Source organism: Zoogloea sp. JDB1 (assembly GCF_056724025.1).
In genome coordinates this window covers 3,561,198-3,574,210 of the sequence record NZ_CM161496.1, presented here as the reverse complement: position 1 = coordinate 3,574,210, position 13,013 = coordinate 3,561,198, and the positions used below count along the sequence as shown (strand labels likewise).

Here is a 13,013-nt window from a genome sequence, read left to right as displayed (position 1 = left end):
AGCCGTCGGCAACATTGGGATCACTCCCACTCGATAGTTGCAGGCGGCTTGCCGCTGATGTCGTACACCACGCGGTTGATGCCGCGGACTTCGTTGATGATGCGGTTGCTGACCTTGCCGAGCAGGCTGTGGGGCAGTTCGGCCCAGTGGGCGGTCATGAAATCCTGGGTCTGCACGGCGCGCAGCGCGACGACGTACTCGTAGGTGCGGCCGTCGCCCATCACGCCGACGCTCTTCACCGGCAGGAAGACGGCGAAGGCCTGGCTGGTCTTGTCGTACCAGTCGGCGGCGCGCAGTTCGTCGATGAAGATCGCGTCGGCGCGGCGCAGCAGGTCGGCGTAATCCTTCTTCACCTCGCCGAGGATGCGCACGCCCAGGCCGGGGCCGGGGAACGGGTGGCGGTAGACCATTTCATGTGGAAGGCCGAGGGCGATGCCCAGTTCGCGGACTTCGTCCTTGAACAGTTCGCGCAGCGGTTCGAGCAGCTTGAGGTTGAGGGTTTCCGGCAGGCCGCCGACGTTGTGGTGGCTCTTGATGGCGTGGGCCTTGCCGGTCTTGGCGCCGGCGGATTCGATCACGTCCGGGTAGATGGTGCCCTGGGCCAGCCACTTGGCGCTGGGCAGCTTGGCGGCTTCGGCCTGGAAGACTTCGACGAACTCGTGGCCGATAATCTTGCGCTTGGCTTCGGGATCAGAGACGCCCTTCAGGTGGCCCATGAACTGCTCGGTGGCGTCCACGTGGATGACCTTGACGCCCAGGTTGCGGGCGAACATCTGCATGACCATCTCGCCTTCATTGAGGCGCAGCAGGCCGTTGTCCACGAACACGCAGGTGAGCTGGTCACCGATGGCCTTGTGCAGCAGCGCGGCAACCACGGAGGAGTCGACGCCGCCGGACAGGCCGAGGATCACCTCGTCGGTGCCGACCTGGGCGCGGACCTTCTCGATGGCTTCGTTCACGTAGTCCGGCATGTTCCAGTCGTGCTCACAGCCGCAGATCTCGTGCACGAAGCGGGCAATCATGTCCTTGCCCTTGATGGTGTGCGTGACTTCCGGGTGGAACTGTACGGCGTAGAACTTGCGCACTTCGTCGGCCATCGCGGCCAGCGGCGTGGATTCGTTGGAGGCGATGACCTTGAAGCCCGGCGGCAGCTCGGTGACCTTGTCGCCATGGCTCATCCACACGTCCAGCAGGCCATGGCCTTCGTCGTTGGTCCGATCCTGAATGCCGCGGAACAGCTCGGAATGGCCACGGGCACGGATCTCGGCGTAGCCGAACTCGCGCTTGCCGGAGCTCTCGACCTTGCCGCCGAGCTGGCTAGCCATGGTCTGCATGCCGTAGCAGATGCCGAAAACCGGCACACCGATCTCGAAGACAGCCTGAGGCGCCTTCCATTCCGTGGCCTCGTAGACCGAGTTCGGTCCGCCGGACAGGATGATCCCCTGGGGCGCGAAGTTACGGATGAAGTCGTCCGACACGTCGTACGGGTGGATTTCGCAGTACACCTGCTGTTCGCGCACGCGGCGGGCGATGAGCTGGGTGACCTGGGAGCCGAAATCGAGGATCAGGATTTTCTTGTGCACAGCGGTTCCGTTGGATGAAAACGAGTAATCGCGAATTATAGCGTCTGAGGCGCCAGGACGCCCTGCCTGAACGTTGTCGCCTGCGCGATCGACTACGGCGCTCAGCAGGCCGCGCATGCGCCGCCAGTGGAACCCCTCCCAGAACACCCGCCCGCAGCCCTCGCAGCGGGTGAAGCGTTCGTGCTTCAGGCGAACCGATTCGGGCAGTTGCGACAGCACATCGGCTTTCCGCACCGGATGCAGCGGCGCATTGCATTCCAGGCAACGGGAAAACGGCCGGCAGGCCGGTGCCAACGGCAGCCGGGTAGCCAACTCGCGGAACTGCGCATCCGGCTCGAGCGCATGCACATAGCAGCCGCGGGCGATCGCCTTGTGCATCAACAGCGCCCGGTCGCGGGTCAGCACGATGCGCTGTTCATCCTTGGCGATAGCCGCGATTTCGGGGTCGGCGTAATCGTTGCGGAACAGGGTATCGAAGCCCGCCATGCGCAGGCGGTGGGCCAGTGCGCCGAGGTGGGCATCGGCGATGAAGCGTAGCTCGCCTGGCGGCATCGTCGAGGCATCAGCCGGATACAACCGGACTTCCGCGCCCTCCTCCAGCCTGTTTTCCAGCGCGGCTGGCTTCCCACCCACCCGCGCCATGCCGATTTCCGTATGCGGCACGCCAAGCACCTCGACGGCATGCTTGAGCGTCGCAGTCGGAACGAACTCGACATCCAGCGGGCGCCCCCGCCGCGGCCTCGGCAGAAAGTCATTCAGCACACCGAGAAAATGGAAGCGGACGTGCATGATGACTCAGTCGTCCCGCAGATCCCGGGTCAGCGGTACGAAAGTGACGGTCAGCACGTTGCGGCTGGAGATGCCGCCATCCACGTGTTTCTCGATGAGTTTCAACGTCTGGAAGGCATGGTTCAAGCCCACCGGAATGACCAACCGCGCACCGGGCTTGAGTTGCTCGACCAGAGGCGGCGGCACGGTCGGCGCCGCCGCGGTGACGATGATCCCGTCGTAAGGTGCGTGCTCAGGCCAACCGTCATAGCCATCGCCATGGCGGACCTCCACGTTGGCGTAGCCAAGGCCGGCGAGGCGAGGCCCCGCCTCCTGCGCCAGCGCCGCGATGATCTCCACGCTGAACACCTGCCCTGCCAATTCGGCCAGCACAGCGGTCTGGTAACCAGAGCCGGTGCCGACCTCCAGGATCGTCTGCCCAGCACGCGGCGCGAGCAGTTCGGTCATCAACGCCACGATGAAGGGCTGCGAGATCGTCTGGCTGTGGCCGATACCCACCGGTCCGTTACGAAAAGCCAGGTAGCGCACGTCCTCCGGCACGAAGGCTTCCCGTGGCACCGTCGCCAAGGCGGCCAGAACGCGCGGGGCCAGCGCATCCAGCCCCGTCTCCCAACGGGTGGCCGCCAGTTCGTCTGCGATGTCCGCCAGCATCCGCGCCCGGCCACCCTTGCCACAGTCATCCGGAAACCTGGGCATCCGCCGCACCTCCTGCCCGTATGTGGAAAAGATGCAATGCCGCCGTGGATCAGCACCGCCTGCCCCGGTAGACTATCGGGTTACGCCAAAAGTTACGCCGAACGGCGCAATCGGCACGATTTTCCTTCGCCCGCAGGCCGGGCAAGTTTTAGAAGAGTTGGGCAATAGATTGATTACAAAAGAACAAATGGGCAACCAGAAGTCGCTCGAAGAGCTCCTGCAGGGCCATACTCCAATGATGCAGCAGTACTTACGCATCAAGTACGAGCACCCCAACACCCTTCTCTTCTACCGGATGGGCGATTTCTACGAGCTGTTCTTCGAGGACGCCGAGAAAGCAGCGCGGCTGATGGACATCACGCTGACCACCCGCGGCAGCTCCGCCGGGCAGCCGATCAAGATGGCCGGCGTGCCGCATCATGCGGTCGAGCAATATCTGGCACGGCTGGTGAAGATGGGCGAGTCGGTGGTCATTGCCGAACAGGTCGGCGACCCGGGCGCCACCAAGGGGCCGATGGAGCGCGCGGTGTCGCGCATCGTCACGCCGGGCACCCTCACCGACGCGGCGCTTCTCGACGACAAGGCCGATGCGCCGCTGCTCGCCATCAACCTGCACCGGGGCGTGCTGGGCCTGGCCTGGCTCAACCTCGCCAACGGGGATTTCCGCGTGCTCGAATGCGATGCGCCGCAACTGGCCGCCCAGTTCGAGCGCCTGCGCCCGGCCGAAGTGCTGATCCCCGATGGCCTGCGTCTGCCGCTGCTGGAGCACCTGGCCCCCAGCCTGCGCCGCCTGGCCGACTGGCAGTTTGATGCCGAAACCGCCCGCCGCCTGCTCACCGCCCACTTCGGCACCCGCGATCTGGCCGGCTTCGGCGCCGACGAGATGCCGGTGGCCCTCGCCGCCGCCGCGGCGCTGTTCGACTACGCCCGTGCCACCCAGCGCCAGGCCCTGGCCCACATCACAGCCCTTGTCGCCGAGCGGGACAGCGCTTACCTGCGTCTGGACGCCGCCACGCGGCGCAACCTCGAGCTCACCGAAACCCTGCGCGGCGAAGCTGCGCCAACGCTGCTGTCGCTGCTCGACACCTGCGCGACCAGCATGGGTTCCCGCTGGCTGCGCCACGCGCTGCACCACCCGCTACGTGATCGCTCGGCCGCTGCCCACCGCCACGTGGCGGTGGGTGAGCTGGGCGAAGGCCCGGTGGAACCGGTGCGCCGCATCCTGCGCGGCGTGTCGGACGTGGAGCGGATCACCGCCCGCGTTGCGCTGCGCAGCGCCCGTCCGCGGGATCTGTCGGCGCTGCGCGACAGCCTCGGCCGCCTGGCCGAGCTGCGCGCGGCCCTCGGCACACCGCAGGCACCGCTGCTCGGGCACATGCTCGACGAACTGGCCACGCCGGACGCAGCCCTCGACCTGCTGAGCCGCGCGATCGCGCCTGAGCCGTCCACCGTGCTACGCGACGGCGGCGTTATCGCCGCAGGCTTCGATTCGGACCTGGATGAGCTGCGCGGCATCCAGACCAACTGCGGCGCCTTCCTGCTGGAACTGGAAGCCCGCGAGCGCGAGCGCACCAGCATCGCCAACCTGAAGGTCGAGTTCAACCGGGTCCATGGCTTCTATATCGAGATCTCCGCGGCCAACGCCGCCAAAGGCGAGCTGCCGGAAGACTACCGCCGCCGCCAGACCCTGAAAAACGCCGAGCGCTTCATCACGCCGGAACTGAAGGCCTTCGAGGACAAGGCCTTGTCGGCCCAGGAGCGCGCCCTCGCCCGCGAGAAGCTGTTGTACGAAGGCGTGCTGGACCAGCTCGCCGGCGACATTCCGCGCTTCCAGCGCATCGCCCGCGCCTGCGCGCTGCTCGACGGCCTGTCGGCCTTTGCCGAAGCGGCGGCGCGCTACAACTATGCGATGCCGGCGTTCAGCGAGCAGCCGGGCATCGAGATCGTCGGCGGCCGCCATCCGGTGGTCGAACGGCAGGTGGAGAACTTCATCGCCAACGACACCCGCCTCGACCCGACCCGCCGCATGCTGCTGATCACCGGTCCCAATATGGGCGGTAAATCGACCACCATGCGCCAGGTCGCGCTGATCGTTCTACTCGCCCACGTAGGCTGCTTCGTGCCGGCAAGCACGGCGCGCATCGGCCCGGTCGATGCGATCTTCACACGCATCGGCGCCTCGGACGACCTGGCTTCCGGCCGTTCCACCTTCATGGTCGAGATGACAGAGGCGGCCGCCATCCTGCACGGCGCCACCGACCAGAGCCTGGTGCTTATGGACGAGATCGGCCGCGGCACCTCCACCTTTGACGGCGTCGCGCTGGCAGTGGCCATCGCCCGCCACCTGCTCGACAAGAACCGCTGCTGGACGCTGTTCGCCACCCACTATTTCGAGCTCACCCGCCTGGCCCAGGATTACCCGGAGTGCGCCAACGTGCACCTGGACGCCGTCGAGCACAACCATGGCATCGTCTTCCTGCACGCGCTGGAGGAAGGCCCTGCCAGCCAGAGCTACGGGATCGAGGTGGCCGCGCTGGCGGGCATTCCAGCGGCCGTGGTGCGCGACGCCAAGCGCCGCCTGCGGGCGCTGGAGAACCGCGAGATCAGCGCCGGCCCGCAAGCCGACCTGTTCGCCAGCCTGCCGCCGGAAGAGCCCGAAACCACCGGCCACCCGGTACTCGGCGCGCTGGCGGGCATCGACCCGGACGCCCTGTCGCCACGGGAAGCCCTCGAAGCCCTCTACGAACTCAAACGCCTGACCGCATGAAGATCCTCGCCCGCCTCGCCTTCGCCGGCTCTGCCGCGCTGTTTGCGCTATCGGCGTCCGCCGCCGAGCCGTTCAGCTTCGGCCTGTTCGGCGATACGCCGTACAACCGCTTCGAGCGCCTCGCCCTGCCCGGCCTGATCGCCGAGATGAATGCCGAGCCGCTCAAGTTCGTGCTCCACGACGGCGACATCAAGAACGGCGGCGAGCGCTGCGACGACGCCTTGTTCGAAGACCGGTTGCAGCTGTTCCAGACCAGCTTCCATCCGCTCGTCTTCGCCTTCGGCGACAACGAATGGACCGACTGCCACCGCAGCAGCAACGGCGGTTACGACCCGCTGGAGCGGCTCGCCACGCTGCGCCGGATGTTCTTTGCCGAACCGGGCCGGACGCTGGGACATAACCGGATGAAAGTGGAGTCCCAGGCCAGCGTGCCCGAGCATGCGGCTTACCGCGAGAACCTGCGCTGGCAGATCGGCCCCGTATTGTTCCTGTCCCTCAATGTGCCCGGCAGCGACAACAATTACGGTCGCGGCAACCAGCCCAGCGATGAATACATGCAACGCAGCGCGGCACTGAAAGCCTGGATTGCCGACGGCTTTGCGCTGGCCCGCAGCCGGGGCCTCGAAGGCGTCATGCTGGCGATGCAGGCCAACCCGGATATCGAAGAGTTCAGCCAGGGCAAGCCCAACAAGGGCTACCGGGCGCAGCTGGAGCAGATCCTCGCCGAGACGAAGCACTTTGCCGGCGAGGTCCTGCTGGTGCACGGCGACACGCACTTCCAGCGCATCGACAAACCTCTGCGCGATCCGGCCAGCGGGGAAGTGGTACAGAACTTCACCCGCCTGGAAACGTTCGGTTCCCCCTTCATGGGCTGGGTGAAGGTGGACGTGGAGCCGGGGCGGCTGCCCTTGTTCCGCTATACCGTGCTCCCTTACAGCCCGGCCCGGGCAGACAACGCCAACTGAAATGCGTTAGCGCTGCTGCGGATTCATGCGCCCCATGACCAGTTCCAGCGCCCGCCGTACACTGTCGGCCGCCGCGTCGACGCCATCGGTCGCCGCGACTTCGCTGACCACGTGATAATGCAGCACCAACAAGCCGCGAAGCTTGCCCCAGGCAACCGGGTTCTCCGACGGGCACAGGCTCTGGTCGCCGCGTAGCACGGCCTCGGCGATGCCGGGCTCCAGCAGGCTGATGTCGCACAGCTGGGCCAGGCGGGCGATTTCCAGGTCGATGGACAGAAGTTCCGCGTCGTGGTTTTCGAAGGTGGCCATGGTGTAAGGCTCCGCAATGATTTCAAGCCCATCTTACCGCAGCGCAACAAACAAATCGTCATGACCGTACCCATCGATATCAGCGAAGAATCCGGCGTCCGCTACCTGCATTTCGGCTCGGTGTGGGTGCAGGGCGCCATGCGCATCCGCAAACCGGACGCACTCGAACTCGAATACACCCGCGAGATGATGGCTGGCCTGCTGCTGAGGGCCGAGCCCTGGCCGGAACGGGTGCTGCTGATCGGCCTCGGTGCCGGCTCCATCGCCAAGTTCATCCATCGCCACCTGCCCCAGGCCCGCACGACCGTCGTCGAGATCGCACCGGAAGTCCACGCGGTGGCCAGCCAGTATTTCCGCCTGCCGCCCGAGGACGAGCGCTTGCAAGTGATGCTCGGCGACGGCGCGCATTTTGTCGCCAACGATGACAGCCAATGGGACCTGATCGTAGTGGATGGCTTCGATCGCAATGCCCGCGCCGGCGAACTTGCCAGCCAGGCCTTTTACGAGGCCTGCAAGGCGCGGCTGTCGCCTAACGGCCTGTTGAGCGTCAACCTGTTCGGGCAGATCCGCGGTTTCAAGACGCAGCTCAAGCGCCTGGGCGAGGCCTTCGACGGGCGCGTGTTCGCGCTGCCGCCCTGCCCCAGCGGCAACGTGGTGGCCTTCGCCCGCGGCGGCAATCCGGTGGACACCACGCTGGCCGCACTCCTCGAACGCGCCGCGCAGCTCAAGGCCGCCAGCGGCCTCGACCTCAAGCCGAGCCTCAAACGGCTGGAGAAATCGGGTCAATTGCCGGATGGCCGGATCGCCTTCTGATGGAGCGCGTGGACTGCGTGGTGATCGGCGCTGGGGTCGTCGGCCTGGCCTGTGCCCGCGCCCTCGCCCAGGCTGGACGTGAAGTGCTGATCCTCGAAGCCACGGAACGTTTCGGCAGCGGCATCTCAAGCCGCTCCAGCGAGGTGATCCATGCCGGGCTCTATTACCCGACGAACTCCTGGCGCGCGCGCCTGTGCGTAGCGGGCCGCCAGGCCTTGTACGCCTACTGCGCCGAGCGCCCCATTCCCCACCGCCGCACCGGCAAGCTGCTGGTGGCGACGGACGACGCCCAGTTGCCGCAACTGGACGCCATTGCGAGCCGTGCCGCGGCCAACGGCGTGACGGGCCTGCGCCGGCTGCACGCCGACGAGGCCATCGCGCTCGAACCGCAACTGCGCTGCGTCGGCGCGCTGCTGTCGCCAGACACCGGCATCATCGACAGCCACGCATTGATGCTGTCCCTGCTCGGCGACGCGGAAGCGGCCGGCGCCACGCTCGCCACCCACAGCCCGGTGCTGCGCGGCGAGCGCAACGGGGATGGCTTTGTGCTTGAGGTGGGCGGCAATGCGGGGATGAAGCTGCAGGCCCGCGGCGTCGTCAATGCCGCCGGCCTGGGCGCGGTACCGCTCGCCCGCCGTTTTGATGGTCTGGCAGCAGCCCGCCTGCCGAAGGCTCACTTCGCCAAGGGCAATTACTTCATGCTGCAAGGCAAGGCCCCGTTCCGCCACCTGATCTACCCAATCCCGGAAGCCGCCGGGCTGGGCGTGCACCTGACGCTGGACCTGGGTGGCCAGGCCCGCTTCGGCCCCGACGTGGAATGGATCGATGCGCCGGACTACGGCGTGACATCGACCCGTGCGGAATCCTTCTACCCTGCCGTGCGCCGCTACTGGCCGGCCCTGCCGGATGGCGCGCTACAGCCCGCCTATGCCGGCGTGCGACCGAAGATCCACGGCCCCGAGGAGGCCGCCGCCGATTTCATGCTGCTCGGCCCGCGGGAACTCGGCGCGCCCGGCCTCGTCGAGCTGTTCGGCATCGAATCGCCAGGCCTCACGAGCTGCCTGGCGCTGGCGGATGCGGTGCTGGCCGCGCTGAACCAGCACTGAGCGCCCTCAGGGCTGGGCTGCGCCCAGACCGCCTCCCACGGGGGCGAAGAAACCTGGGGTAACCCGACATCTCCTCGAGTTTCAGGCCGCGGGCGCCTCAGCCGGCGCCGGCGGCAACCACAGACACTTGCCCTTGTTGGCCTTGGCGATCTCGCCGAGCACCTTGTCGTGGCCTTCAAGCTCTTCCGGCGTTGCCCGCAGCACCTGCAGCGGCGGGCGCTCGATGGGCCCGCCGGCATCTCCGTCGTCCGTCTGGGCAGCCGGCTCGTCGAGCATCATGATCAGACTTTCCTGTCCACGGGTCATGGCCAGGTACACGTCGGCGAGCAGCTCCGCATCGAGCAAGGCGCCGTGCAGCGTCCGGTGCGTGTTGTCGATCTCGTAGAGGCTGCACAGTGCGTTCAGCGACGCCTTCTTGCCGGGGTTCTGCTCCTTCGCCAGTTTGAGGGTGTCGATCACGCTCGGGCAGATCGCCGTAAGCAGGGGCCGGCGCAGCAGGCTCAGCTCATGGTTCAGGAAGCCCACGTCGAAGGACGCGTTGTGGATGACCAGCTCGCCATCTGCGACGAATTCCTCGAACTCGGCAACGATGTCCTTGAACAGCGGCTTGTCCACCAGGAATTCGTTGGTGATGCCGTGCACCGCGATCGCCCCCGCATCGATCTCCCGCTGCGGGTTGATGAACACGTGATAGTGGCGGCCGGTCAGCTTACGGTCGATCAGCTCCACGCAACCGATTTCGATCACCCGGTCGCCGTTCTTCCAGTCCAGGCCGGTGGTTTCCGTATCGAGAACGATCTGCCTCATGCTGCTGCTCCTGTATCCACTGTCTTTCCTGTCTTGCGCACGGCCTCCACACCGCGCCGCGCGAGGGCATCGGCCCGCTCGTTCTCCGGATGGCCGGCATGGCCCTTGACCCACAGCCAGCGCAGCTGGTGGCGGGACGCCTCGCTGTCGAGGGCGCGCCACAGGTCTTCGTTCTTGACCGGCTCCTTGGAGGCGGTCTTCCAGCCCCGCGCCTTCCAGCCGTGGATCCACTCGGAAATGCCCTTCTGCACGTACTGGGAATCCGTATAGATCTTGGCCGCAACCGGGCGCTTGAGCGCCTGCAAAGCGCGGATCACCGCCAGCAGCTCCATCCGGTTGTTGGTGGTGGCGGGCTCGCCGCCCCACAGTTCCTTCTCGTGGGGGCCGGCGCGCAGGATCGCGCCCCAGCCGCCCGGGCCCGGATTGCCCGAACAGGCGCCGTCCGTATAAATATCAATCTCGTCCAAAATCTTTCTCGACCAGGGTTTTCTGCGAGCCCTCCCGACGAGGGCCCGCTTTCTGAATGAGGGGCGCCAGCGCACGCGATGCTGCCTTGCGCTCCCACTTTGGCATGATCAGCCGCATGCCCTGCACCCGCTTGATGGCGTGGATGATGTACACCCCGCCACCAATCGGCCACCAGCGGTCGCCTGCACCATCCATGAAGGCCAGGCGCTCAATCCATTTCTCCTGCTCCATCGCCGGCACGAAGCAGCCCGAGGCCTGGCAATTGGCCTCGAAACTGAGCAAGGCCAGCCAGTCCTTGATGCGCCGCAAGGACAGGTACTGCCCGTGCCACGGATAGGCACAGGTTTCCCTGACCAGCAGCCGCTTCATGCCGAACAGGCTGAGTGGATTGAAACCGGCGATCACCACATGCCCCTCCGGCACCAGCACCCGCTCCACCTCCCGCAGCACCTGGTGCGGGTTGGCGGCGAACTCCAATACATGCGGGAGCACGACCAGATCCAGGCTGCCCGCGGCAAAGGGCAGCGCCGCATAATCGAGCTCCACCTGCACCTCGCCCGCCCCGGCGCGGAAACGGAAAGGCATCCGGTTGGCCTGCAGCAGATCGAACTCCGGCAGACCCAGTTGCACCGCGTGGTAGCCGAAGATGTCCGCCACCAGCATGTCGAAACGCGCCTTCTCCCACGCCATCACGTAGCGTCCCAGCGGGGTCTCAAGCCACGCGTGCAGCCCGGGGAAGGATTCGGGAGGGGACATTATCGGATGCGAACCTGGAGCGACTACAATAACCGGATGCAGATTATCCCTCTTCCCGCGTTCCGCGATAACTATATCTGGGTCCTTCGCACCGAGAGTCACGCCGTCGTCGTGGACCCGGGCGACGCCGAGCCGGTGCTCCGCTACCTGGCTGACGAAGGCCTGAGCCTCGAAGCCATCCTCGTCACCCACCACCATTCCGACCACGTCGGCGGCCTGCCGGCGCTGCTCGCCGCTTCGCCGGTACCCGTATATGGGCCGGCGCGGGAGAACATCGCCGGCATCAGCCATCCGGTGGCAGAAGGCGGTGAAGTCCGCCTACCGGGCATCGGTGCGTCCTTCAAGGTGCTGGACATTCCGGGTCACACCGCTGGCCACGTGGGCTATTACGGTGAAGGCGCCCTGCTCTGCGGCGACACGCTCTTCGCCGCGGGCTGCGGACGGCTCTTCGAAGGCACGCCGGCCCAGATGTACGCCTCCCTCGGCAAGCTGGCCGCCTTGCCGGGCGACACGCGGGTCTATTGCACGCACGAGTACACGCTGTCGAACCTGGCTTTTGCAGCAGCCGTCGAGCCGGGCAATACGGCCGTCGCCGCACGCATCGCCGCGAGTGAGGCGCTGCGCGCGGCGGATCAGCCGACGGTTCCTTTCCTGCTGGCTGGCGAGCTCGACACCAACCCCTTCCTGCGCAGCGACGCGCCGGCGGTGATCCGCCAGGCCGAAGCCCAGGCCGGACACGCCCTCACGACGCCGGTCGAGGTATTCGCGGCCATCCGGGAATGGAAAAACCGCTTTTAGGCGTCAGCCTACGGTAGTGTGACGGCCGCCGCCGCGGCGATACGATTCCGCCCGCTCTGCTTGGCCTGGTAAAGCGCGTCGTCGGCAGCCTTGACCAGCATCGCCGAGTTGATATCGCCGCGCCCGGGCACCACGGACGCGGCGCCGATGCTGATGGTCACCACCTTGTTCGCACGGGAATAGCGGTGAGTGATGGCCAGGCCCTCCACCGAAGACCGCATGGCTTCTGCAACCTGCAGCGCACCGGCAATGTCGGTGTCCGGCAGGATCACCGCAAACTCCTCGCCGCCATAACGCGCCACCAGGTCGGCCGGGCGGCGCAGGCTGCCTTTCAGCATGCGAGCCACCGCCTTCAGACATTCGTCGCCCACCTGATGCCCGTAGCTGTCATTGAACTGCTTGAAAAAATCCACGTCGCAGAACAGCAGCGCCAGCGGACGCCCCTGCCGACAGGCACGGCGCCATTCGGACTGCAGCGTGTCGTCGAACTGGCGGCGGTTCGGAATGGCGGTCAGGCCATCGAGGGACGACAGCCGGGTGAGCTCCTGGTTAGCCTCGTCCAGCTTGCGGGTCAGTACCAACAGCGAATAACGCATCTGGGCGATGCGCTGCATGGCCCGCACCTTGGCCGCCAGCACGGTTTCCGACACCGGCTTGATCAGGTAGTCGTCACCGCCGACGGCAATCCCCTTTTCCAGGTCTTCGTCGCTGGTACGGGCGGTAAGGAACAGGATCGGCGTCCATTCGCCGGCTTGCTCCAGCTGGCGGATACGCCGCGCCACCTCGAAACCGTCCATGCCCGGCATGATGATATCGAGCAGAACGAGGTCCGGACGTTCCTGCTTGAACATCTCGATGCCCTTCTCGCCATTGCGCGCGACGATGGGCTCGATCCCGATCTTGCGCAGTTGATGGGACACCAGCGTCGCACTGGTCAGGGTATCCTCGATCAACAACGCTTTCACTGAACGCTCTCGGACTATAAGTTGGGAATCAAGTCGAAAAGGAGCCGGGCACGGCTCCCTGCAGGCGGATTGTGCCCTAAATGGGCTGGTAATGGCGTTCCCCCAACCCTACAGTGCGCAAGGATTTGTTGCGGAATGGCGCGGCGCGCGGTTTGACCCCCTTACGCACCGACAGCTAGAATCCCGCCTTT

The 13,013-nt window shown here is 66.2% G+C and carries 12 protein-coding genes and 1 pseudogene; 5 read left to right on the top strand and 8 right to left on the bottom strand.

The window, feature by feature from the left end; genetic code table 11:
* Window positions 1–20: 20 nt before the first annotated feature.
* The 3 genes and pseudogenes from guaA to AC1PPK_RS16090 form a co-directional block, all read right to left on the bottom strand.
* Window positions 21–1,583, bottom strand: coding sequence for a glutamine-hydrolyzing GMP synthase (gene guaA / locus AC1PPK_RS16100; protein ID WP_481118232.1), 1,563 nt, complete (start codon window positions 1,581–1,583; stop codon window positions 21–23).
* A 120-nt stretch (window positions 1,584–1,703) separates the two neighbouring features.
* Window positions 1,704–2,372 (bottom strand): annotated as a pseudogene (locus AC1PPK_RS16095) (Mut7-C RNAse domain-containing protein); the annotation flags it as partial.
* 6 nt (window positions 2,373–2,378) lie between these two features.
* Complete coding sequence (locus AC1PPK_RS16090) at window positions 2,379–3,068, bottom strand: protein-L-isoaspartate(D-aspartate) O-methyltransferase (protein WP_481114036.1); 690 nt, start codon at window positions 3,066–3,068, stop codon at window positions 2,379–2,381.
* A gap of 187 nt (window positions 3,069–3,255) precedes the next feature.
* Between AC1PPK_RS16090 and mutS the strand changes: the two genes are divergently transcribed.
* On the top strand, window positions 3,256–5,835 hold the full coding sequence (mutS, locus tag AC1PPK_RS16085; protein ID WP_481114035.1) for a DNA mismatch repair protein MutS: 2,580 nt from the start codon (window positions 3,256–3,258) through the stop codon (window positions 5,833–5,835).
* Window positions 5,832–6,800 (top strand): hypothetical protein, encoded by a 969-nt coding sequence (locus AC1PPK_RS16080; RefSeq protein WP_481114034.1) that lies wholly within the window; start codon window positions 5,832–5,834, stop codon window positions 6,798–6,800. The genes mutS and AC1PPK_RS16080 overlap by 4 nt, the downstream gene beginning before the upstream one ends.
* Before the next feature lie 6 nt (window positions 6,801–6,806).
* On the opposite strand, the gene AC1PPK_RS16075 is transcribed toward AC1PPK_RS16080, so the two are convergent.
* Window positions 6,807–7,109, bottom strand: a complete 303-nt coding sequence (locus AC1PPK_RS16075; RefSeq protein WP_481114033.1) for a hypothetical protein — start codon at window positions 7,107–7,109, stop codon at window positions 6,807–6,809.
* Window positions 7,110–7,169: 60 nt separating this feature from the next.
* Between AC1PPK_RS16075 and AC1PPK_RS16070 the strand changes: the two genes are divergently transcribed.
* Together AC1PPK_RS16070 and AC1PPK_RS16065 are read left to right on the top strand one after the other, a co-directional pair.
* Window positions 7,170–7,922, top strand: a complete 753-nt coding sequence (locus tag AC1PPK_RS16070) for a fused MFS/spermidine synthase (RefSeq protein ID WP_481114032.1) — start codon at window positions 7,170–7,172, stop codon at window positions 7,920–7,922.
* The gene (locus AC1PPK_RS16065) at window positions 7,922–9,028 is read left to right on the top strand and encodes an NAD(P)/FAD-dependent oxidoreductase (RefSeq protein WP_481114031.1); all 1,107 of its coding nucleotides are present in this window, start codon (window positions 7,922–7,924) and stop codon (window positions 9,026–9,028) included. The genes AC1PPK_RS16070 and AC1PPK_RS16065 overlap by 1 nt, the downstream gene beginning before the upstream one ends.
* An 81-nt stretch (window positions 9,029–9,109) precedes the next feature.
* Here the strand turns inward: AC1PPK_RS16065 and dnaQ are convergent, their stop codons facing one another.
* The 3 genes from dnaQ to AC1PPK_RS16050 are packed head-to-tail and all read right to left on the bottom strand — an operon-like array spanning window position 9,110 to window position 11,059.
* Window positions 9,110–9,835: a DNA polymerase III subunit epsilon gene (gene dnaQ, locus AC1PPK_RS16060; protein ID WP_481114030.1), complete on the bottom strand. Its 726-nt coding sequence runs from the start codon at window positions 9,833–9,835 to the stop codon at window positions 9,110–9,112.
* Window positions 9,832–10,302 (bottom strand): ribonuclease HI, encoded by a 471-nt coding sequence (gene rnhA, locus AC1PPK_RS16055; RefSeq protein ID WP_481114029.1) that lies wholly within the window; start codon window positions 10,300–10,302, stop codon window positions 9,832–9,834. The genes dnaQ and rnhA overlap by 4 nt, the downstream gene beginning before the upstream one ends.
* Window positions 10,289–11,059 (bottom strand): class I SAM-dependent methyltransferase, encoded by a 771-nt coding sequence (locus AC1PPK_RS16050; protein ID WP_481114028.1) that lies wholly within the window; start codon window positions 11,057–11,059, stop codon window positions 10,289–10,291. Before AC1PPK_RS16050 ends, rnhA begins: the two co-directional genes overlap by 14 nt.
* 36 nt (window positions 11,060–11,095) lie before the next feature.
* On the opposite strand from AC1PPK_RS16050, the gene gloB reads away from it, so the two are divergent.
* A complete protein-coding gene (gene gloB / locus AC1PPK_RS16045) occupies window positions 11,096–11,857 on the top strand; it encodes a hydroxyacylglutathione hydrolase (RefSeq protein WP_481114027.1) in 762 nt (253 codons plus the stop codon).
* Window positions 11,858–11,865: 8 nt separating this feature from the next.
* On the opposite strand, the gene AC1PPK_RS16040 is transcribed toward gloB, so the two are convergent.
* Window positions 11,866–12,822: a diguanylate cyclase gene (locus tag AC1PPK_RS16040; protein ID WP_481114026.1), complete on the bottom strand. Its 957-nt coding sequence runs from the start codon at window positions 12,820–12,822 to the stop codon at window positions 11,866–11,868.
* Window positions 12,823–13,013: the final 191 nt, after the last annotated feature.